Annotated in this window: 8 protein-coding genes; 6 read left to right on the top strand and 2 right to left on the bottom strand. The window is 72.5% G+C overall.

Features of this window, described 5'->3' with window-relative positions; genetic code table 11:
* Positions 1-89: 89 nt before the first annotated feature.
* Positions 90-14,378: a non-ribosomal peptide synthetase gene (locus KUM44_RS30505; protein WP_217212980.1), complete on the top strand. Its 14,289-nt coding sequence runs from the start codon at positions 90-92 to the stop codon at positions 14,376-14,378.
* Complete coding sequence (locus tag KUM44_RS30500; protein WP_217212979.1) at positions 14,375-14,584, top strand: MbtH family protein; 210 nt, start codon at positions 14,375-14,377, stop codon at positions 14,582-14,584. Before KUM44_RS30505 ends, KUM44_RS30500 begins: the two co-directional genes overlap by 4 nt.
* A gap of 95 nt (positions 14,585-14,679) precedes the next feature.
* On the opposite strand, the gene KUM44_RS30495 is transcribed toward KUM44_RS30500, so the two are convergent.
* Positions 14,680-16,575, bottom strand: a complete 1,896-nt coding sequence (locus KUM44_RS30495; protein ID WP_374202086.1) for an ABC transporter ATP-binding protein — start codon at positions 16,573-16,575, stop codon at positions 14,680-14,682.
* Positions 16,572-18,269, bottom strand: a complete 1,698-nt coding sequence (locus KUM44_RS30490) for an ABC transporter ATP-binding protein (RefSeq protein WP_217212977.1) — start codon at positions 18,267-18,269, stop codon at positions 16,572-16,574. Before KUM44_RS30490 ends, KUM44_RS30495 begins: the two co-directional genes overlap by 4 nt.
* A 212-nt stretch (positions 18,270-18,481) precedes the next feature.
* Here KUM44_RS30490 and KUM44_RS30485 point away from each other — a divergent pair, with 212 nt between their 5' ends.
* Genes KUM44_RS30485 through KUM44_RS30470 form a run of 4 tightly spaced genes read left to right on the top strand, consistent with a single transcriptional unit; the run spans position 18,482 to position 23,191 of the window.
* Positions 18,482-19,549, top strand: a complete 1,068-nt coding sequence (locus tag KUM44_RS30485; protein WP_217212976.1) for an iron ABC transporter permease — start codon at positions 18,482-18,484, stop codon at positions 19,547-19,549.
* The gene (locus KUM44_RS30480; protein WP_217212975.1) at positions 19,546-20,667 is read left to right on the top strand and encodes an iron chelate uptake ABC transporter family permease subunit; all 1,122 of its coding nucleotides are present in this window, start codon (positions 19,546-19,548) and stop codon (positions 20,665-20,667) included. The genes KUM44_RS30485 and KUM44_RS30480 overlap by 4 nt, the downstream gene beginning before the upstream one ends.
* A gap of 38 nt (positions 20,668-20,705) precedes the next feature.
* A complete protein-coding gene (locus KUM44_RS30475) occupies positions 20,706-21,614 on the top strand; it encodes an ABC transporter ATP-binding protein (RefSeq protein ID WP_217213090.1) in 909 nt (302 codons plus the stop codon).
* The gene (locus tag KUM44_RS30470; RefSeq protein WP_217212974.1) at positions 21,614-23,191 is read left to right on the top strand and encodes an amidohydrolase; all 1,578 of its coding nucleotides are present in this window, start codon (positions 21,614-21,616) and stop codon (positions 23,189-23,191) included. Before KUM44_RS30475 ends, KUM44_RS30470 begins: the two co-directional genes overlap by 1 nt.
* The last annotated feature ends 173 nt before the right edge of the window (positions 23,192-23,364 follow it).

The raw sequence follows: 23,364 nt of genomic DNA, 5'->3' as shown, positions 1-23,364 counted from the left end.
TCAGCGGTGCCCGTCGCCGGGCGGCATCCGCCGCACCGTACCGACGTACGACTCCCCACTGGCACCACCAGGGAAGGGCTCTTCCGAAGATGCTTGACGCCGCGTCGGACCGGACCTCCACCGCCGGAACCCCCGTCACCGGCGGGCAAGCCGGCATCTGGCTCGCCCAGCAGATCGAGCCGGACAGTACGGCCTACAACATCTCGTTCGTCCTGGAACTGCGCGGCGACGTCGACGACGCACGCCTGTCCGACTCCGTGCGGCAGGCCGTCGAGGAAGCCGAGGCCCTGCACGTCCGGGTCACGTCCGTGGACGGCGTCCCGCGGCAGACCGTCCAGCGGTTCACCGTCGATGTGCCCATCCACGATTTCCGAGCAGAGTCCGACCCGGAGCGGGCGGCCGCCGCGTGGATGGCAGCCGACCGAGACCGGGCCGTCGACCTCGCGACAGGTCCGCTGTTCGCCCACGCGGTGCTCCGGCTCGCGGAGGACCGCGTGCTGTGGTGCCAGCGCTACCACCACGTAGTCGTCGACGGGATGGGCGTCGCGCTCATCACCCGCCGGGCCGGCGACATCTACAGCGCGGCCGGACAGTCCCTCGCCGCGCCCGACTGGGCGCTGTCCCGGCTGGTCGCCGCCGACCAGGCGTACCGTGCCGGCGAGCAGCACGAGGCGGACCGTGCCTACTGGCTGGACCGGATGGCCGGCCGTCCGGAACCCGTACGCCTCGTCCGGCGCGCCCCGTCAGCGATGACACGGCGCCTCAGGCGCACCACGGAGCTGTCCGCGCAGGACATCGCCCGGCTGGGCGCCGCCGCCCGGAGCGCGGGTGTCCGGCCCTCCCGCCTCCTGATCGCGGCCGTGGCCGCCTACCTGCACCGGGCCAGCGGCGAGCAGGATCTCGTCCTCGGCCTGCCGATCGCCGCCCGTCTGGACGCCGCCTCGTCGGCCGTCCCCGGCATGGTCTCCAACGTCGTCCCGCTACGCCTGTCCGTCCACCCCGGTACCACCGGAGCCGTCCTCGTGGCCGACGTGACGCACGCGGTCGCCGAGGGCGTCGAGCACGGGCGGTACCGCGCGGAGGACCTGGCCAGGGACCTGGGGCTGACCGACGGCGTACCGGAGCTGGTCGGCCCGACGGTCAACGTCTTGCCCGGCGCCGGGGATCTGCGTTTCGCCGACCTCAAGGCCGAACTCCACCCGGCGTGGCTCGGCCCGGTCAGCGACCTGGCCGTCAGCTTCGCCGAGTACGACGGAGGCGGCGGCATCCGGGTGTACGTCGACGCGGACGCGGACGTCTGCGACGAACAGACGCTGCGGGACCACGAGCGCCGTTTTCTCAGACTGCTGCATGCCTTCGCCCAGGACCTCGACCGCCCCATAGGCCACATCGAACTCACCTCCGGCACCGAACGCGACCGGCTGCTCGGTGAGTTCGGGGTTTCTCCGCGCGAGGTGCCCGAGCTGTCCTGGCCCGCCGCGTTCGAGCAGCAGGTGCGCCGCTCGCCCGACGCCGTCGCGCTCGTGTGCGAGGACCGGGAGCTGACGTACAGCGAGCTCAACGGCGCCGCCAACCGCCTCGCCCGTCTCCTCACCTCCCGCGGGGTGGCCGCCGAGGACGTGGTCGCCGTGGCCCTGCCTCGCTCGCCCGAACTCGTCGTCGCACTGCTGGCGGTCATGAAGGCCGGCGCCGCGTACCTGCCGCTGGACGCCGACCACCCCCAGGACCGGATCGCCTACATGCTGTCCGACGCCGGCGCGCGAACGGTCGTCACCGTCCGCGAACTCGCCGGTGAACTCCCCGAAGCAGCCGGCGTCGCCCAAGTGCTGCTCGACGACCGGGCCACGGCGGACGAGTGCGCCGCTCTGGACGGCGCCGACCTCGGCCTGCCCATCGCCCTGGACCAGGCCGCGTACGTCATCTACACCTCCGGTTCCACCGGCCGCCCCAAGGGCGTCGTCGTCACCCACGACGGCGTCGGCAGCCTCATCGCCACCGCGACCGACCGGATCGGCATCGACGCCACCAGCCGCGTGGTGCAGTTCGCGTCCGTCGGCTTCGACGTGACGGTGTGGGACCTGATCATGTCGCTGTGCGTGGGCGGACGGATCATCGTGGTACCTGCTGAGCGCCGGGTCGCCGGTCCCGCCCTCACTGAGTACATCGCGCGGCACCGCGCCACCCACATGATCCTGCCGCCGTCGCTCGTCTCGGCGCTGCCGCAGGACTGCGAACTCCCCGACGGCGCCGTGCTGATCGTGGGCACCGAGGCGGTGCCGAGCGAGCTGATCGCCCGGTGGTCCGGGCGGCTGAAGGTCGTGGTCGCCTACGGCCTCACCGAGGCGACGGTCAACTCCACCCTGTGGCTCGCCGACCCGGACCGGCCGGGGCCCGCGCCGATCGGGCGGCCCGACCCGAACACCCGCGCCTACGTGCTCGATTCGGCTCTGCGCCCGGTACCGGTGGGCGCCGATGGTGAGCTGTACGTCGCCGGACGCGGACTGGCCCGCGGCTACCTGGGACGACCGGGGCTGACCTCCGAGCGCTTCGTGGCCGACCCGTTCGGCGAGCCGGGCAGCCGGATGTACCGAACCGGCGACCGGGTCCGCTGGGGCGCCGACGGCAACCTGGAGTTCCTCGGCCGCGCGGACGGCCAGATCAAGATACGCGGCCATCGCATCGAACCCGGCGAGATCGAGAGCGCCTTCATGGCCTGCCCCGGCATCGCCCAGGCCGCCGTTCTCGCCCGAGAGGATCACCGGGGCGTGAAGCGGCTCGTCGCCTACCTCGTCCCGGAGGCGGGCGATGCGGACACCGGAGCCGCCGTGACTGCCGCCCGCGCCCACGTGGGGGACACGCTGCCGGACCACATGGCGCCGTCCGCCGTCGTCACCCTGGACGGGCCGCTTCCTCTGACGCCCAACGGAAAGCTCGACAGCCGGGCCCTGCCCGAACCGCAGTGGACCGCCGTGAGCGGATCCGACGCGCCGACCACCCCGGCCGAGAGCGCGCTCGCCGCGCTCTTCGCGGAGGTCCTGGGTCTTCCCTCGGTCGGTGTCCACGACAGTTTCTTCGAACTGGGAGGCGACAGCATCATCGCCATCCAGCTGGTCAACCGCGCCCGGGAGGCCGGTCTCGCGATCACCCCGCGCGACGTGTTCCGGCAGCGGACCGTGTCCGCACTCGCCCGCGCCGCGAGCCAGTCCACAGCCCGTACGGCCACTGCGGCCTCCGCGGCCACGGTGGATCTCGACGAGGACGCCCTGCCGGTCTCCCCCCTCCAGGAAGGTTTCTTCTTCCACGCCCAGTTCGACGACCAGGCCGCCGACCTGTACGTCGTCCAGGAACTCCTCGACCTCGCGGGACCCGTCGACCCGGACCGGCTGCGTCAGGCGCTGCAACTCCTGCTCGACCGGCACCCGTTGCTGCGGGCCTCGTTCCGCCAGTTGCCCGGCGGTGAGGTCGTCCAGCGGCTCGCGGAGCACGTGACCCTGCCCTGGCGGGAGGTCGACACCTCCGAGACCGGGCTGGAGGAGCTGTTGGCGGCGGACCGCGCCGAGCGGTTCGACCTCGCCCGCCCGCCGCTGATACGGGCCACCCTGATCCGGGCCGGGCAGCGCCACCGGCTGCTGCTCACCCTGCACCACATCATCGCCGACGGCTGGTCGGTGGCCGCCCTGCTGCGCGAACTGCTCGCCGCCCACCAGGGCGAAGAGCTGCCGGAGCCGGCCGTCCCGCGCCCCTACCTGTCCTGGCTGGCCGGCCGGGACCGCGACGCCGCCCGTGAGGCATGGCGGCAGGCCCTGTCCGGACTGGAGGGACCGACCCGGCTACCCGAGTCCGTCCTCACGGCGGACGGCGAGAAGGCCGCCGCCAGGCCGGAGCACGTCGACAGCCTGTTGCCGGAGCGGCTCACCGCAGACCTGACGGCCTGCGCCCGTACCCACGGCCTCACCCTCAGCACCGTCGTCCACGGACTGTGGGGCCTGCTGCTGGGCGGGCTGACCGGCAGTCAGGACGTCGTGTTCGGCACCACGGTGTCAGGCCGGACCACCGACGTCCGCGGCTGGGAATCCGCCGTCGGCCTGTTCATCAACACCATCCCGGCCCGCGTGCGGCTCCAGGGCGACGAGTCGCTGATCGAGCTGCTGCTGCGCGTCCAGGACGAGCACGCGGCGCTGCTGGACCACCAGCATCTCGGCCTCGCCGACATCCAGCGGACCGCGGGCGGCGGCGAACTCTTCGACACCCTCGTCGTGTTCGAGAACCACCCGACCGCCGACCTGTCGGCCGACCAGGACCCCGGCGCGCTGCGCATCACCTGCACCGAGGTGCTCGACGCCGTGCACTACCCGCTCGCGCTCATCGTCCAGCCGGAGAACGGCCGACTGCGGCTGCGGTTCAAGCACCACGCGGCCCGGCTCGACCGGCCGACCGTGGTTGTGCTCGCCAACCGGTTCGTGGCCCTGCTGGAGACGCTGCTGTCCGACCCCGGCCGCACGGTCGCCCAGACCGGCCTGCTCAACGACCGGGAGCATGAGCGTCTCGTCGAGCTCAACGCCACCGCGCACCCGGTTCCCGACGCCACCCTCGCCTCACTCGTCGCCGCACAGGCGGGGCGCACGCCTGACGCCACCGCCGTCGTCTTCGAGGACACCACGCTGACCTACGCGGAACTCGACCGGCGCGCCGAGGCGTTGGCCCGACGGCTCCGGGCGCGGGGTGCGGGCCCGGAGCGGTTCGTCGCGGTCGCGCTACCGCGCTCGGCGGAGCTGATGGTCGCGCTGCTGGGCGTCCTGAAGGCAGGCGCCGCCTACCTGCCCGTCGACCTCGACTATCCCGCCGACCGGGTCGCGTTCATGCTCGGCGACTCGGGGGCGCGCACCGTCGTGACCACCGCCGAGGCGGCCGGGCGGCTGCCCGAGGTGCCGGGCCTGGAGCGCCTTGTGGTCGATGTGGTCGACCACGACGAGGACGTCCCCGACGTGCCGGGCGAGGCGGCCGGCCCCGACCACCCCGCCTACCTGATCTACACCTCTGGCTCCACCGGCCGCCCCAAGGGCGTCGCCGTCACCCACCGGGCGATCGTCAACCGGCTGGCCTGGATGCAGGGCGAGTACGGGCTCGGCGCGGACGACCGGGTGTTGCAGAAGACGCCGTCCAGCTTCGACGTGTCGGTGTGGGAGTTCTTCTGGCCCTTGGTCGAGGGCGCCACCGTGGTCCTCGCCCGCCCAGACGGCCACCGCGACCCCGCCTACCTGGCCGAGCTGATCCGCGCCCGGCGGATCACGACGCTGCACTTCGTGCCGTCGATGCTGGCCGCGTTCCTCCAGGTCATGGAGGCCGGGAGGACTGCGCCGGGCTGGGCGGCCAGCCTGCGCCGGGTGTTTTGCAGCGGGGAGGCGCTCACCGGCGCGGACGCCCGCCGCTGGCGGGAGTCGACCGCCGGCACCGGTCGCGGCGGCCCTGTGCCCCTGCACAACCTGTACGGGCCCACCGAGGCGGCCGTCGACGTGACGTACTTCCCCTACGAGGGCGCCGACGAGCTCGCTGTGCCGATCGGCCGACCCGTGTGGAACACCCGGCTGTACGTGCTCGACGCCTTCCTGCGCCCCGTCCCCGACGGCGTCCCCGGCGAGCTGTACCTGGCCGGCGTCCAGTTGGCGCGCGCCTACCACGACCGGCCTGCCCTGACCGCCGAGCGATTCGTCGCCGACCCCTTCGGTGCGCCTGGCGAGCGCATGTACCGCACCGGTGACCTGGTCCGGCGCCGTGCCGACGGCGCCGTCGAGTACCTCGGCCGTACCGACCGGCAGGTGAAGATCCGCGGCAACCGCGTCGAACTCGGCGAGATCGAGGCGGCGTTGACGGACCTGCCCGCAGTGGCCCGCGCGGCCGTGATCGTCCGCGACGGCGCCCTCGTCGGCTACGCCGTACTCGCGCCCGGCGCCGGGGCCCTGGACACCGAGGCCCTGGACACCGAGGCCCTGCGCGCGGCACTCGCCGACGCGCTGCCCGCGACCATGGTGCCGTCAGCCGTCGTGGCCGTCGCCGAACTGCCCCTGACGCCCAGCGGCAAGCTCGACCAGAACGCTCTGCCGGCACCGGAGGTCGCCCCCAGGTCCGGCGGACGCGCGCCGCGAGACGAACGAGAAGGCGCCTTCTGCGAGATCTTCACCGCCGTCCTCGGCATGCCGGGGATCGGCGCCGACGACGACTTCTTCGTGCTCGGCGGCGACAGCCTCACCTCCATCGCCGTCGCCACTCAGGCCCGGGAGAGGGGACTGACGATCAGCCCACGTGATGTGTTCGAGCACCGCACGCCCGCCGCGCTAGCCGCAGCCGCCACTCAGGAGGCCCAAGAGAGCTCTCAGTCTCCCGCCGACGCCCCGGCCGCCGTGACCGTCTCGGCCACCGACGCGGGACAGGCCGCGGCCGCCCTTCAGGCGATGCTGGCCCAGCAGGAACAGTCGGGCGCGGCGGTAGACCCCGCCCTGCGTGCGCTGCTTGACCAGCTGACTGCGGGTGCCGCCACACCACAGCAGCCTCCCGCCCCGCTCGGCGGACTGGAGCTGACACCGGGGGAGACCGAGCGCGTCGAGGCCGCCGCCGGACTGCCGGTCGCGGACGTCTGGCCGCTCTCCCCGCTCCAGGAGGGCATGTACTTCCACGCCACCTACGACGCCGGCGACGCCCTCGACGTCTACCTCTCCCAGGAGACGCTGGACTTCGACCGCCGCGTCGACGCCGACCGGCTGCGGGCCGCCTGCCGGACCCTGCTGGAGCGCAACACCAGCCTGCGCGCCGGGTTCCTCAGCGACGGCCTGTCCCGTCCGGTGCAGTTCATCGTGAACGGCGCCGAGATCCCGCTCGAGGTGGAGGACCTGTCCGCCCTGGCCGCCGACGAACAGCGCACCCGGACGGAGGAACTCCTCGCGGCGGACCGCCGACGCCGCTTCGACCTTTCCGCGCCACCGCTCGCCCGCCTGCTGCTGATCCGGCTCGGCGACGGCCGGGACCGGCTCGTCATCACCCACCACCTCATCGTGTGGGACGGTTGGTCCGCGTGGCTGTTCCTGGAAGAGCTGTTCACGCTGTACGAGCGGGCCGGCGACGCCACCGGTCTGACAAACCCGGGCACCTACCGCGACTACCTCGCCTGGCTGGACGAGCAGGACAACGAAACGGCGATCGAGGCGTGGCGTCGCGCGCTCGCCGGGTTCGAGGAGCCGACCTTGGTGGCCCCGGCCGGGCGCGACAGCGGCCCGGTGATCCCGGTCGACTTCGACGCCGTACTGCCGCAGGAGACCAGCGACCGCCTGCGCACCGCCGTACGACGGCACGGCCTCACGCTGAACACAGTGCTCAACGCCGCCTGGGGACTGGTGCTCTCCGCCATGACGGGTCGCGCCGACGTCGCCTTCGGCACGGCGGTCGCCGGACGCCCCGCCGAGGTGCCGAACGTCGCCGGTATCATCGGCATGTTCCTCAACACGATCCCGGCCCGCGTCGCCCTCACCCCGCACGAGCCCCTGCTCGACCTGCTGCGCCGGATGCAGTCCGAGCGCGCCGCCGTCATGCCGTACGAGTACGTCGGCCTCGGCACGCTCCAGCAGGAGACCGGCCACCGCCGCCTGTTCGACACCCTGTTCGTGCTCCGCTCGGCCGGCGGCGAGGAGCGGGCGGCCGAGCTGAGGCAACGGCACGGCATCACCGACGTGTCCAACGTCGACGGCACCCACTTCCCGCTCACCCTGATCGTCACGCCGGAGACCCGGCTGCGGGTCACCCTCGCCGCCAGGCCGGACCTGTTCGACGCCGAGGACGCGAGCACCATCCTCACCCGGTTCACGGCCGTCCTGGAACGCCTGGCCGAGGCCCTCGCCGACCCGGCCGCCGCCTCCGCCCGCACCGCCGCCGGAGTCGACCTGCTGCTGCCGAGCGAGCGCGCCGCCCTGGTCGCGGGCTGGGAGACCACCCGCGACCCGGTGCCGAACGAGACCATCGCCGACCTGCTCACCGCGCAGGTCGCCCGCACCCCGGACGCGGTGGCGCTGGTCTTCGGCGAACGCGCCCTCACCTACGCGGAGTTGGACACCCACATCAACCGGCTCGCCCGCCTGCTGCTCGCGCGCGGGGCGGGACCGGAGAAGGTCGTCGCGCTCGCGCTGCCCCGGTCCATCGAGATGGTGGCCGCGCTGTTCGCCGTACTGCGCACGGGAGCCGCGTACCTGCCGCTGGACCTCGACCACCCCGCCGACCGGCTGCGGCTGATGGTCGAGGACACCGGCCCCCTGTGCCTGGTGTCCACCACCGTCGTCGCCCCGACCCTCCGCGGCGACACCGGCCCCGTCGCGCCCGAACTCCTCCTGGACGACGAGACCGTGGCCGCCGAACTCGCCGCGCTCGCGCACGGCGAGATCACCGACGCCGAGCGCCCGGCGTTCGCGCACGACGTGCCGGACCGCCTGGAGTATCCGGCCTACGTCATCTACACCTCCGGCTCCACCGGCCGCCCCAAGGGCGTCGTCACCCCGTACCGGGGTCTGACGAACATGCAGCTCAACCATCAGAAGGAGATCTTCGACCCGGCCATCGCCTCGGCCGGCGGGCGGCGGCTGCGCATCGCCCACACCGTGTCCTTCGCCTTCGACATGTCCTGGGAGGAGCTGCTCTGGCTCGTCGAGGGCCATGAGGTGCACGTCTGCGACGAAGAGCTGCGCCGCGACGCCGAGGCCCTGGTCGCCTACTGCGACCGGCACCAGGTCGACGTGGTCAACGTGACCCCGACCTACGCCCAACTCCTCATCGAGGAGGGCCTGCTCGACGAGGACGAGGCGGCGGGCAAGCACCGGCCCGCGCTGGTGCTGCTCGGCGGCGAGGCCGTGTCCGACACGGTGTGGACCCGGTTGCGCCGTACCGAGGGCGTCTACGGCTACAACCTGTACGGCCCGACCGAGTACACGATCAACACGCTCGGCGGCTCCACCACGGACAGCGCCACCTCGACCGTCGGTCTGCCGATCCGCAACACCCGCGCCTACGTCCTCGACACCATGCTGCGGCCCGTCCCGCCGGGCTGTCCCGGCGAGCTGTACATCGCCGGCACCGGCCTGGCCCGCGGCTACCACGACCGGCCCGGCCTGACCGCCGAGCGGTTCGTCGCCGACCCGTTCGGCGAGCCCGGCGAGCGGATGTACCGCACCGGCGACCTCGTACGGCAACGGCCGGACGGCCTGCTGGACTTCCTCGGCCGCACCGACGACCAGGTCAAGATCCGCGGCTACCGCATCGAACTGGGCGAGATCTCCACGGCTCTGTCCACGCACCCGCGGGTCGCGCACGCCGCGGTCGTCGTGACGGAGACCACCGGGACCAAGCGCCTGGTGGGGTACTTCGCACCGGAGGACGGCACAGAGGCGGACGAGGACCTGATCCAGCGGCTGCGCGACCACCTGAAGGCCGGGCTGCCGGACTACATGGTCCCCGCCGCGCTCGTGCCCGTGCAGACGCTGCCGCTCACCGTCAACGGCAAACTGGACGTCAAGGCCCTCCCCGCCGCGGAATTCGCGGGCACGGCCACCAGCCGCCCGCCGCGCACACCGCAGGAGGAGACGCTGTGCGCGCTCTTCGCGGAGGTGCTCGGCCTGCCCGAGGGCAGCGTCGGCATCGACAGCGACTTCTTCGACCTGGGCGGCCACTCCCTGCTGGCCACCCGCCTGGTCAGCCGGGCCCGCACCGCGCTCGACGCCGAACTGGCGATCCGCGACCTGTTCGAGGCATCCACCGTCGCCGAACTGGTGGAGCGCACGGCACGCTCCGGCGGCGCCGCCCGCCCGGCGCTCACGGCCGCCGACCGGCCCGCCGAGCTGCCGCTGTCCCACGCCCAGCAGCGGCTGTGGGTCATCCAGCAGATCGAGTGCACCTCGGCCGCGTACAACTTCCCGCTGGTCATGCGGCTGCGCGGCACCCTCGATGTGGACGCGTGGCGCCTGGCACTGACAGATGTGACGACACGTCACGAGGCGCTGCGCACCGTCTTCACCGAGCGCGACGGCCAGGTGTTCCAGCGCGTCCTGCCCGCCGAACAGGCGCACCCGGTGGTGGAGCGCGTCAGCGCCGCCGAGGACGAGCTGCCCGGCATCGTCGAGGAGGCGGTCAACCGGCCGTTCGACCTCGCCACCGAACTGCCGCTGCGCGCCACGGTCGTCGAACTGGCGCCCGACGATCACGTCGTCGTCCTGCTGCTGCACCACATCACCACCGACGAGTGGTCGGACCGCCCGTTCCTGCGTGACCTGACCACCGCCTACGCGGCCCGCCTCGACATGGGGAAGGCACCCCACTGGGACCCGCTTCCGGTCCAGTACGCCGACTACGGGCTGTGGCAGCAACGGCTGCTCGGCGACCCCACCGACCCGGACAGCCTGGCGGCCCGTCAGCTGGGATACTGGCGTACGACGCTGGACGGCGCGCCCGAGGAACTGGAGCTGCCCGCCGACCGGCCCCGGCCCGCCCGCCCGGCGTTCTCCGGGGCCGAGTTGGACATCACCTTCGACGCCGAGGTCCACGAGGGGCTGAAGCGGCTCTCCCGCGGAACCGGCGCCAGCATGTTCATGGTGGTGCACGCGGCGGTCGCCGCCCTGCTGCACCGCATGGGCGCCGGGACGGACATCCCCCTCGGCGCGCCCATCGCCGGGCGCGGCGACGAGGCGCTGGACGATCTGGTCGGCTTCTTCGTCAACACGCTTGTGCTGCGCGCCGACTTGAGCGGCGATCCGAGCTTCACCGAACTGCTGGCCAGGGTCCGGGAGACCGACCTGGCCGCCTTCTCCCACGCGGACGTGCCGTTCGAGGCGGTGGTGGAGAAGCTCAACCCGACCCGGTCGCTGTCCCGCAACCCGCTCTTCCAGGTGATGGTCGGCTACCACGCCCGCACCGGCGACGGACTTCAACTGCCCGGACTCCAGGCGGAGTACGTGCCGTTCCGGATCAGCTCGGCCAAGTTCGACCTGGTGTTCAGCTTCACCGAGCACCTGGCCGCCGACGGTGACGGCGGCTCCCTCGACTGTCGCCTGGAGTTCGCCACAGAACTGTTCGACCACGAGACGGCCGAGCGGATCGGTGACCGGCTCCGCAGGCTCGTCGCGGCCCTCGTAGCAGCGCCCGGCAAGCCCGTCTCACGGGCGGAGATCCTCGCCGAGGACGAGCGGCGGCTGGTCCTGGAGAGCTTCAACGCCACCGTCCGGGACGTGGACGAGGCGTCCCTGCCCGCCCTGTTCGCCCAGCGGCTTGCCGAGCGGCCCGACGCCATCGCCGTGGTGGAGCGTTCCCGCTCGGTCACATACGCCCAGCTGGACGCGCGCGCCAACCGCGTCGCCCGGCTCCTCGCCGCACGCGGTGTCGGTTCCGAGAGCGTGGTCGGTGTGGCCGTGCCTCGGTCCGTCGACATGGTCGCGGCCGTGCTCGCCGCGCTGAAGCTCGGCGCCGCGTTCCTGCCGCTGGACCTGGCCCACCCGGCCGACCGCCTCGCCTACATGATCGAGGACTCGGGGGCGGCCCTCGTCGTCGGATCCGAGCAGGTCGCGGGGAAGATCCCCGACCTGGCGAGTGTGCCGGTGGTGCTGCTCGACGCCCCGGAGACGGCCCGTGAGCTGGATGCGCTGTCGGACGCGCCCGTCGAGGGCGGGCCGGTCGCCCTGGACCAGGCCGCGTACGTGATCTACACCTCCGGTTCGACGGGCCGCCCCAAGGGCGTGGTCGTGCCGCACGAGGGCATCGCCAGCCTGGTCGCCACCGCCGTCGACCGCATGGGCCTGGAAGCCGACAGCCACGTACTCCAGTTCGCGTCGATCGGCTTCGACGTCTTCGCCTTCGAGCTGTCGATGGCGCTGTGCCACGGCGGCCGGCTCGTCCTGATCACGGACGAGGCGAGGGTCGCCGGACCGGCGCTCACCGACTTCCTCGCGGCCCAGCGGATCACCCACATGATCCTGCCGCCCTCGCTCGTGTCGGCCCTGCCGCCCGGCTGCGAACTGCCGGAGGGGTCGACCGTCCTGGTCGGCACGGAGACGGTGCCGCCGGACGTGTTCGAACGGTTCGGCGCCACGGCCCACCTGATCTGTGCTTACGGCCTCACCGAGGCGACCGTCAACTCCACGCTGTGGCCCTCCCGCGAACACGGTGGGAAGCCCTCCGGCCGGGTGCCCATCGGCCGCCCCGACCCCAACACCCGCACCTATGTCCTGGACGAGCACCTGCGGCCCGTCCCGCCGGGCGTGGCGGGGGAGTTGTACGTCTCCGGACGCGGTCTCGCCCGCGGCTACCTCGGCCAGGCCGCCCTGACCTCCGAGCGGTTCGTCGCCGACCCGTACGGACCGCCCGGCAGCCGCATGTACCGCACCGGCGACCGCGCCCGCTGGCGCGCTGACGGCAACCTGGACTTCCTCGGACGGGTCGACACCCAGGTGAAGGTGCGCGGCTTCCGGATCGAGCTCGGCGAGATCGAGGCCGCCCTCGCCGGCCACCCGTCGGTCGCCCAGGCCGCCGTACTGCCGGACCGCGACGGCGACATCGTCCGCCTCATCGGCTACGCAGTACCCGAGGCCGGTGCGGAACTCGACCCGCAGGCGTTGCGCGCCCACGTCGCCGGGCTGCTGCCCGAGTACATGGTCCCGGCCCTGGTCATACCGCTGGACGGCCCCCTGCCGCTGACGCCCAACGGCAAGCTGGACCGCAGGGCGCTGCCCGCACCGGACTGGTCCGCGATGACCGGCGACGCCCGCCCGGCCACCGAGACGCAGGCCCGCCTGGCGGAGTTGTTCTGCGAGGTCCTGAAGCTGGACAGCGTCGGCGTGCACGACAACTTCTTCGCACTCGGCGGTCACTCCATGGCGTCGATGCGGCTCCTCGGCCGTATCCGCACCGAGTTTCGGGCCGAGCTGAGCATCCGCGACGTCTTCGACGCACTCACCGTCGCAGGCATCGCGGCCAAGCTCGACGGAGCCTCGGCGGCCCGGCCCGCGCTGCGCCCCGTTGAGGGGGAGCAGCCGGAAAGCGCTGTCCGGCCGGTCGCGCCGGTGCAGAGGTGGCAGTGGGACGCGTACCGCCGCAGCCCCGCCTTCGACCACGCACTCGTACTGCGCTCGCCGGGCGGGCTGGACGCCGACGCGCTCGCGGCGGCGCTGGCGGATGTGACGGCCCGGCACGAACCGTTGCGCACCGGGTTCGCGGAGCGCGGAGGCGTGCTGTTCCAACAGGCCGTCGAGGCCCCGGTGCTCGCCGTCGAGGAGTGCGTCGACCTCGACGCACGGTTGGCCGAACTCGCCACCCATGCACCGGACTTGGAGCAGGAACCGCCCGTTCGGGCCCGGCTGCTCACCGCCGAGGACGGCAGTCAGGCGGTCCTGCTGGCCATGCACTACCTCGCGGTCGACGAATGGTCGGTGGTCCCCCTGTTCCGCGACCTCACCACGGCCTACGCGGCCCGTACGGAGGGCCGGGCACCCCAGTGGGAGCCGCTGCCGGTGACGTACACCGACTACGCCCACTGGGCCCGCGAGGTGCTCGGCGACCTCGCCGAACCGGACAGCCGGGGCGGCGGGCAACTCGCCTACTGGCGACGGACGTTGAAGGACGTCCCGCGGGAATTGGCGCTACCCGCCGACCGGCCGCGACCTGCCGCGACCACCCAGCACGACCGGACCGCCGACCACGTCGGCTTCGTCCTCGACGAGGAACTCCACGCGGCCGTCGACCGGCTCGCCCGGGCGACCGGCACCAGCATGTTCATGGTGCTGCACTCCGCCCTGGCGGCTCTGCTCACCGCCCACGGCGCGGGCACCGACCTGCCCATCGGCACGATGGTCGCCGGCCGCACCGACGACCAGCTCGCCGACCTGGTCGGCTGCTTCTTCAACACCGTCGTCCTGCGCACCGACACGGCGGGCGACCCGACCTTCGCGGAACTGCTCACCCGCGTACGGGAGATCACGCTCAGCGCCCTGGACCGGCAGGAAGTCCCGTTCGACGAGGTCGTACGCGCCGCCGGCCTGCCGAGCCACGGCCCGCAGGTCATGGTCGTCCACCACGAACAGGCGGACCTGGAACGACTGGAGGGCGGCATGGGCGCCCTCCAGGCCGTCCCGACCGGATCGACGCGAGCGGAGCTGACCCTCAGCTTCTACGAACCCCGCGGTGACGGCCCGGTCCACTGCGGACTGATCCACGCGACCGACCTGCTCGGCACCGCCAAGGCACAGCGGCTCGCCGACGAACTCCAGGCGCTGCTGCGCAACGCGGCAGCCGATCCCGGGCAGCCGCTCTCGGAGCTGTTCACCGTAACGCCCACCACATGCGCGAGGAGTGACAACGCATGACCACCAACCCGTTCGAGGACCCGCAGGGCCGCTTCCTGGTCCTGGTCAACGACGAGAACCAGCACTCGCTGTGGCCGTCCTTCGCCGAGGTTCCGGCCGGGTGGCGCACCGCCTTCGGCGAGGACACCCGCGAAGCCTGCCTCGCCTACGTCGAGTCCCACTGGACCGACCTGCGCCCGGCCAGCCTGATCGCTCAGCAGGGCTGAACCTGCCGACAGCACGTCGCCGCCGGCGGAGAGACGCAACGCCTCTTCGCCGGCGGTCGGCAAAGAGTGACCGAAGAACTGACGCCGACCGCGCGTCACGTCTCCGCAGTCGTGTGCTCCGCGTCGGCTTCCGTCCCCTTGCGGCTGTCGGACCACGCGGCCCACAGCGCGGCGTACCGGCCGCCCGCCGCGACCAGTTCCTCGTGTGTGCCGGTCTCGACGACGCGGCCTTCGTCGAGGACGACGACGCGGTCCGCGGTCGCGGCCTGGGGAAGGCGGTGGGCCACCATCAGGCCCGTGCGGCCCTCCAGCGCCTTCAGGGCGGCCGTCTCCAGGACGCGGGCGCCCGCGCTGCCCGCGTCGGCGGTGGCCTCGTCGAGGATGGCTATGGGCGGGTCGGCCATGACGAGGCGGGCCAGCGCCAGATGCTGGGCCTGGGTCACCGTCAGCCGGTGCCCGCCCTCGCCCACGACCGTGTCGAGCCCTTCCGGCAGCGCCTCCACCCACTCAAGGGCCCCCACCTTCGCCAGGGCGGCCCGCAGTTCCTCGTCGGTGGCCTCGGGCCGGGCCAGCCGCAGATCTTCGGCCAGTGGCCCGGCGAAGACGTGGACCTCCTGGCTGATGAGCGTCACCGTGCGGCGGATGCCCGCCGGGCCCAGCTCCCCGGTGTCGACCCCGCCCAGCGTGATCGTCCCGGCGGACGGCTGGTGGACGCCTGCGATCAGCTTGGCGAGCGTGGTCTTGCCCGCGCCGCTCGCGCCCACCAGCGCGATCCGTTCCCCGCTGCCCACCTCCAGGTCGACGTCGCGCAGTACCGGGTGGCCGGGTACGTAGGCATGGTCGAGCGAGGAGACCTTGACCGAGCCGTCCACCGGCACGGCCCGGCCGCCGTCCTCCGGTTCCCCGGCGAGGTTCGACACGCCGATCAGCCGGGCGAGGCTGGCGCCCGCCGACTGTACGTCGTCGAGGAGGAAGAGCGCGGCGTTGACCGGGTTGAACAGACTGTGGAAGTACAGCGCCGCCGCGGTCGCCGTACCGATGCTCACCGAGCCGCCGTCGACCAGCAGGAAGCCGGTGACGAGCACCCCCGACAACCCGATGAACTCGGCGAGGTTGAGCCGGGAGAAGAAGCCGGTCACCGTGTGGATGCCGCGCAGTGCGAGGTCGACGGCCGACCGCGACCGCTGCTCCAGGAGGTCCGCGTGCACCCGGTTCAACCGGAAGGCGCGTACCGTGCGGACGCCGCCGACGCTGTCGAGGAGCTGGTGCTGAAGGGCGCCGGTCGCCACCCGGTGCTCCGCGTACACGGGCGCGGCCCGGCGCAGGTACCAGCGCGCGGCGAGGACCTGGACCGGCATGGCGAGGAGCGCGGCGAGCAGGAACCGCCAGTCCAGCACGGCGAGTCCGACGAATGTCAGGACGATCGTGAGGGCGGAGCGGGAGAACTCCGGCAGGGCCTGGCGCACGGACTTCGTGATCACGGAGACGTCGCCGGTGACGCGGGAGACGAGGTCGCCCGAGCCGGCCTCCTCGACACGCTCGAGCGGCAGCCCCAGCGCCCGCTCGAGGAACCGCTCGCGCAGCGCCGCGAGCACGGTCTCGCCGAGCCGGGCCACGAGCGCGCTGCCGACCGCGGTGGCGGCACCTCGGGCCAGGGCGACCACGATGAGGAGGACCATGGGCAGCATCAGCGCTCCCGTGCCCTTCTGATCCACCACCAGGTCGACGACGTGCCCGAGCAGGGGAGCGGTCAGCAGGCCGATGCCGGTGCCGGCGACCAGCACGCCCAGCGCCGTGACGGCCAGGAGGCGGTGGCCGTTCAGCAGGGCGCGGAGTGCGGCGAGGGTCGCGGCACCGGTGGCGGTCGGCAGGAGTGCGCGGTCCGCGGGGCTGGCTTCGCTCATCGTCTCTTCGGCCCGTCCTGTCTTTGGGTTCCGTCCTTCGTCGGTCCGTTCCGTGGCACTCACTTCGCTGCCGTACGCGGCCGTCATGCCAGCACCGCCGCGCGGTAGGTCTCGTCGGCGGCGACGAGTTCGGCGTGGCCGCCCTCGGCGGTGACCGTGCCTTCCTCGAGCACCACCACGCGGTCGGTCACCGCGAGCAGTGCGGGGCTGGTGGTGACCAGGACCGTGGTACGGCCGCGGCGGACGTCCCGCAGCCGGCCGGCGATCCTCGACTCGGTCACCGTGTCCACCGCGGTGGTCGGGTCGTGCAGGACCAGCACGGGACGGTCGGCGGCCAGCGCGCGGGCGAGCGCGACGCGCTGCCGCTGCCCGCCCGACAGGGACCGGCCGCGCTCGGCGAGCACGGTGTCCACGTCGTCGGGCAGCATGCGGGCCACGTCGTCGGCCGCCGATGCCGTCAGGGCCGGTTCGACGTCCGCGGCTGCCGTGTCGGCTCCCGCGCGCACGTTGTCCAGGAGACTGGTTTCGAACAGGGCGGCGTCATGAGGGGCGACCAGGATCGAGCGACGCAGGTCGTCGGGGTCCAGGTCGGCCAGTCGTACGCCGTCGAGTTCGATGACGCCCTCGGTGGGGTCCGTCTCCCTGGCCAGACAGTGCAGCAGGTCGTTCGCGGCCGCCGGGTCCCTGGTCACGATGCCGATGAGGCTTCCGGGGGCGATGTCGAGGTCGATCCCGCGCAACGCGCCGAGCGCGACACCGCGCAGCCGGACCCCGCCGGCGACCGGGTCGGGCAGTGCGGCGTCACCGGGTTCCACGGCTGCCGGCGCCGCCAGCACCTCGGCGACCCGGCGCGCCGAGGCACGTCCCTGGGCGAACTCGGCGTTGACGTAGGTGAGCAGTTGGAAGGGGCCGAGGAGGAACTGGGCGAGTCCCACCGCCGCCACCAGGTCGCCGACGCTGATGGTGCCGCCCATCGCCAGGTACGCGCCGACCAGGCCGATCGCCGCGATGAAGACACCGGTGAGGGCGAGGACCGCGCCCTCGTGCCCGGCCCGGCTGCGGGCGGCACGCAACGCCGCGGCCAGCGAGTCCTGGCTGGTGTGGCGGTACCGGGACACGGCGGCGGACTCCGCGCCCATCCCCTTGAGTACACGCAGGCCGGCGACGAGGTCGGCGGCAACACCCGAGGCGTGGGCGGCGCGCTCCTGCTCGGTCTCGCTGCGTTGCTCCAGCGGGCGGCTGATGCGGTGGCCCAGCCACAGCAGGGGCGGGATGCCGAGCAGCACGAGCAGCCCGAGCGGCACCGAGATACGCAGCAGCAGCACCGCGCTGACCGCCAGGGCGGCGATGGCCGCGGCCCCGTACGGCAGTACGGTCACCGCCGAGCCCACGCGCTTGGCGTCGTTGGTGGCGATGCTCGTCAACGCGCCCGGAAGCCGGTCGGCGTCCGCGCCGCCGCGCGGATCGAGCACCCTGGTGCCGAGTTCCAACCGGAGTTGGTGTGCGGCCTTTTCGCCCGCGCCCTCCGTGATCCGGGCGCCGGTCCGGTAGCACGTGGAGAGGACGAGGAAGAGGACGGCGAGGAGCAGCAGCCAGCGCAGCAGAACGCCTGTGGAGCCGGTGGCCACCGCTTCATCGATGATCACCCCGATGATGACGGGGACCAGGGCCTCGCACGCCTGGTGGGTCATCCCGAGCAGGGACGCCGTGACAAGGCGGCGGCGCTGGTCTCTGATCGCTCCACGGAGGACATGGCCCCCCGTTGGTCCTCCAGACGGCATGCGGTACCTCCGCGGATGGTCAGATGGTTAGGTAAGGCTACTCTAAATAAGTAGTTTCTCGATGTCGGCTGCGAGTGCTTCCGAGAGTCCATGGTCGACCCTCAGTTCCCGTTCTGGAACAGCGCGTTGACCCTCCGGTCGACGTGCGCTTAGGCTCACCTAAGTAACGCTCTGCTGTTCGCGTATCGCGCCGCCGCCAGGGGGAGTTGTCGTTGTCGGTCGAAGCCCAGGCGGTACCCGGGAAGCAGGCCACCGATCCGATCGTGCCCGGAACGCGGCGCTCGGTGGCCGCTCTGCGTGGAGCGGGTCTGCTGCTCGCCCTCGGTGCCCTGGTCCTGATCGGTCTCGTCAGCGTGTGGGTGGGCACCAGGGGCATCCCCTTCGCCTCGACCTGGAGCCTGCTGTGGCAGCCTGACGGGTCGGAGGTGTCGGTCATCATCCACGACTACCGCATCCCCCGCACGCTTCTCGGCCTGGTGGTCGGCGTAGCCCTCGGCCTGTCCGGCGCACTCATGCAGGCCCTGACCCGCAACCCGCTCGCCGACCCCGGCCTGCTCGGCGTGAGCCAGGGCGCCGCCACCGGTGTGGTCGCGGCCATCGCCTTCCTCGGGGTGGGCTCGGTGCTGGGCCAGGTGTGGTTCGCACTCGCCGGCGCGGCCATCACCTCGGTGGTGGTCTACGTGCTGGGCTCCTCGGGACGGAAACTCGCCACCCCGGACCGGATGGTCGTCGCGGGAGCGGCGGTGACAGTCGTGCTGTACGCCTTCGACTCGGCGGTGCTGCTGCTCAAGCCGCGCGCCTTCGACCAGTTCCGCTTCTGGACGGTGGGCGCCCTGACGGGCCGCTACTTCGACGTCCTCTACGTCGTCCTGCCGTTCGTCGCCGTGGGCCTGCTCATCGCCCTGGTGCTCGCCCCGTCGCTCAACGCCCTCGCCCTGGGCGACCAGATGGGACGCGCCCTGGGCGTGAATGTCGGCCGGACCCGGGTACTGGGCGCGGTCGCCGTAATGCTGCTCTGCGGCGCCGCCACGGCCGCGGTCGGACCGATCAGCTTCGTGGGCCTGGCCGTACCGCACGTGGCCCGCTTCATCGTCGGCCCCGACCAGCGGTGGGTGTTCGCGTACTCCATGCTGCTCGCGCCCGTGCTGCTGATCGGCGCGGACGTCCTGGGCCGGGTGCTCGGAGCCCCGGGCGAACTGCAAGTCGGGATCGTCACCGCGTTCCTGGGCGCACCTTTGTTCATCGCACTGTGCCGCCGTCGAAAGCTGGTCATGCTGTGAGTGCCGTACGGGAGGCAGGGACCACCGCCGCCGGCGAACCACCGACCCCGGGCGGCAAGAACACCGCGCCCGTTCGGGTCGTCAGCGGGTTCGTCGTCCGCACCGGACGAGGCGGCGTCTCGCTGCGGATCCAGGGACGTGCCGTGGCCGTGACGGCCGTGCTGCTCGCCCTGCTCGTCGTCGTCATGGGCATCAGCCTGACCACCGGGGACTTCGCCCTCTCCGTCGGAGAGGTCCTGCGGGCCCTGGCCGGCAGCGCAGACCCTGGCGCCGACTTCATCGTCAACACCCTGCGCATGCCGCGCCTGGTGACCGCGGTGTGCGTCGGCGCGGCGCTCGCGGTCAGCGGGGGGATCATGCAGAGCCTGACCGGCAACGCCCTGGGCAGCCCCGACGTCATCGGCTTCACCAACGGCTCCGCCGTCGGCGCGCTGGTGGTCATCATCGTGGTGCACGGCAGCATGACCCAGATCGCGCTGGGCGCGCTCATCGGCGGCCTCGCCACCGCCGCCGCGGTGTACCTGCTCATGGTCGGGCGGGGGATGCACGGGTTCCGGCTGGTCGTCATCGGCATCGGCGTCAGCGCCCTGCTGCTCGCCGTCAACTCGTACCTGATCACCCGCGCGAACTTCCAGGAGGCGATCGAGGCCCAGGCGTGGCTCATCGGCAGCCTGAACAACCGGGGTTGGACCCAGGCCAACGCCATCGGCCTCGCCGTCGCCTTGCTCCTCCCGCTCGCCCTCGTCCTGGCCCGCCGCCTGTCCATGGTGGAGATGGGCGATCTCACGGCGACCGCACTCGGCGTCAACGTGGCCCGCACCCGCACCGCGCTGCTCGTCATCAGCGTCTGTCTGGCCGCCTTCGCCACCGCCGTGACCGGCCCCATCCTGTTCATCGCCCTGGCCGCACCCCAACTCGCCCGCAGACTGACCGGATCCTCCGGACCCGCCCTGCTGCCCACCGCCCTCATGGGCGCCGTCCTGCTGACCACGAGCGACCTCGCCGTACAGCGCCTCTTCGCCCCCACCCTCCTCCCGGTGGGCACGGCGACCGGCACCCTCGGCGGGCTGTACCTGATCTGGCTGCTGGTCACCGAGTCCCGAAAGAGCCGCGCATGAGCAGGAACGAGCCGCGCATGAGCAGGAACGAGCCGCGTATGACAGGGACGACAGCGAAGAACGCCCCGGCGTCCCGCCTGCGGGCCGAGCACCTGACGCTGTCGTACGACCAGAGAACCGTGACCACCGACCTCGGCGTCGACATCCCCGATCACTCCTTCACCGTGATCATCGGCCCCAACGCCTGTGGTAAATCAACCCTGTTGAAGGCGCTGGCGCGGATGCTCAAGCCCAAGGTGGGCGAGGTCTATCTCGACGGCGCCGCCATCGCGTCGTACCGCTCCCGCGAAGTCGCCCGCCGGCTCGGGCTCCTGCCCCAGTCGTCCACCGCGCCGGGCGGCATCACCGTGGGCGACCTGGTGGCCCGCGGACGCTACCCGCACCAGCGGCTGCTCAAGCAGTGGTCCGCCGAGGACGAGGATGCCGTGGGCGAGGCGATGCGCCAGACCGGCGTACTCGAACTCGCCGACCGGCCCGTCGACGACCTCTCCGGCGGCCAGCGCCAGCGCGTCTGGCTGGCCATGGTGCTCGCGCAACAGACCCCCGTCCTGCTGCTCGACGAACCCACCACGTACCTCGACATCGCCCACCAGGTCGAGGTCCTCGACCTGTGTGCCGACCTTCACGCCCGCAAGGGACACACCGTCGTCGCCGTCCTGCACGACCTCAACCAGGCGTGCCGCTACGCCACCCACCTCATCGTGATGCGCCCCGGCGGCACGATCGCAGCCGTGGGGGACCCGGCGAACGTCATGACCGCCGACCTGGTCGAGGACGTCTTCGGCCTGCCCTGCCGGATCATCGACGACCCGGAGACCGGTACGCCGCTGATGGTGCCCGCCGCACCGAGGCGACCCGCCCTTGAGGACGCGGCGGCGCAGGGCGAGGGCGAGCCGGGCGACCCGCCCGCCACCGTGCTGGCCGACACCCAAGGGGGACACCGCTGATGCTCAGCACCCGGCTGACCAACGCACGCTTCCTCACCATGGACCCGGACCACCCGGTCGCCCACGACCTGGGCATCTGGCAGGGCCGGATCGTCGGGCTCGACGATGCCGTGACCTCCCTGCCCGCCCGCGAGGTGATCGACCTGGAGGGCGCCACCGTGCTGCCGGGGTTCATCGACGCGCATGTGCATCTGCCCTGGACCGGGTTCAAGGAGGTCACCCCGAGCATCGCCGGCCGCGCGCGGATCGACGACGTGCTCGCGGTCGTGGAGGAGGCCGCCTCCCGGAAGAGCTCACCCGACGACTGGGTGAGCATCGCCGGGTACGACCAGCGGGCCCTGGGCCGCCACCTGACCGCCGCCGAACTGGACAAGGTCAGCTACGGGCGCAAAGTGTTCATGATGCACGACTCCGGACACGGCTGCGTCGTCAACAGCGCCGTCCTCGACCTGCTCCCCGCCGACATCCCGCATGAGAACGGCTTCCTCGCCGAGGGTGCCATGGGAGCCGCCCGCGCGCTGCGCCTGCCGTACTCCCAGGAGGAGTTGGCCGCGGCGATCGGGCGCGCCGCCCGGACCTGTCTGGCCGAGGGCGTCACCGCCTGTGCCGAGGCGGGCATCGGCGGCACCCTCTTCGGCCACAGCCCCGTCGAGCTGGGCGCCTACCAACTTGCCCGAGAAAAGGGCCTGTTGCCGCTGCGGGTGCAGCTGATGGTGTCCGCCGACCGGCTGCGCCCGGTCGCCGCACACGACACCGACGGCATCCCCCGCGCCCTCGACCTCGGCCTGCGCACCGGCTTCGGCGACGACTGGCTCTCCGTGGGTGCCCTGAAGATCTACACCGACGGCGGCATGATGGCCCGTACGGCCGCTCTGAGCAGCCCGTACGAAGGGCTGGACCACGCGGGCCAGTTGCAGGACGACCCCGACGCGCTCGCCGACACGATCGTGGACGGCCACCTCGCCGGATGGCAGCTCGCCGTCCACGCCATCGGCGACCGCGCGGCCGACGTCGCCCTCGACGCCCTGGAGCGCGCCCAGCGTCTGCGGCCGCGCCCCGGCGCCCGGCACCGCATCGAACACGCCGGCCTGATCCGCCCGAACCAGCTTCCGCGCTTCGCGCAGCTCGGCGTCAGCGCGGTCGTCCAGCCCAACTTCCTGCGCTACTTCGGCGACGACTATGCGGCGATCATGGGCGAAGAGCGTGCACCGTGGCTGTACCGGGGCCAGAGCTTCCTCGACCACGGCATCACCCTGGTCGGCAGCTCCGACCGTCCCGTCACGGACGGATCCCCACTGCGGGCCGTCCAGTTCATGGTCGAGCGCGCCTCCGAGTCGGGCCGGCTGATCGGCCGGGACGAGGGCATCACCGTCGACGACGCCCTGCGTGCCTACACGATCGCCGGCGCCTATGCCTGCCACTGGGAGGACAGTGCCGGCAGCCTCACCCCGGGCAAACGCGCCGATCTGGTGGTGCTCGGTGACGACCCGCGGCGCGTCGACGCCTCGCGCATCGGCGACATCGAGGTGGTGGCGACGTATGTCGACGGCCGCGAGGCGGAGAATCTGGTGGCGTGAACAGGTCCACGGCATTCCCCCTGAGCTGATCGAGAGTCCCGGAGAGCCACTGTGCGCCGCAGATACGCCCGAGCACCTGGAGGTGGCCAGGCGGCACCGCCGGCCTGGCGTCACGTCTCAACGACGTTCCGCCCCGCCGCGGCACCTGGTTCAGTCCTGGCGGCGTGCAGCGG

It is taken from the genome of Streptomyces sp. AC550_RSS872 (assembly GCF_019049285.1).
GTDB lineage: Bacteria > Actinomycetota > Actinomycetes > Streptomycetales > Streptomycetaceae > Streptomyces.
The sequence above is the reverse complement of the archived record's forward strand: the minus strand, read 5'-3'. Positions and strand labels throughout refer to the sequence as shown.

Excerpts from the sequence above, each read along its gene's own strand:
- KUM44_RS30505 (WP_217212980.1), top strand. The coding sequence starts at position 90 with ATGCTTGACGCCGCGTCGGACCGGACCTCCACCGCCGGAACCCCCGTC.
- KUM44_RS30500 (WP_217212979.1), top strand. The coding sequence starts at position 14,375 with ATGACCACCAACCCGTTCGAGGACCCGCAGGGCCGCTTCCTGGTCCTG.
- KUM44_RS30495 (WP_374202086.1), bottom strand. The coding sequence starts at position 16,575 with ATGACGGCCGCGTACGGCAGCGAAGTGAGTGCCACGGAACGGACCGAC.
- KUM44_RS30490 (WP_217212977.1), bottom strand. The coding sequence starts at position 18,269 with ATGCCGTCTGGAGGACCAACGGGGGGCCATGTCCTCCGTGGAGCGATC.
- KUM44_RS30475 (WP_217213090.1), top strand. The coding sequence starts at position 20,706 with ATGACAGGGACGACAGCGAAGAACGCCCCGGCGTCCCGCCTGCGGGCC.
- KUM44_RS30470 (WP_217212974.1), top strand. The coding sequence starts at position 21,614 with ATGCTCAGCACCCGGCTGACCAACGCACGCTTCCTCACCATGGACCCG.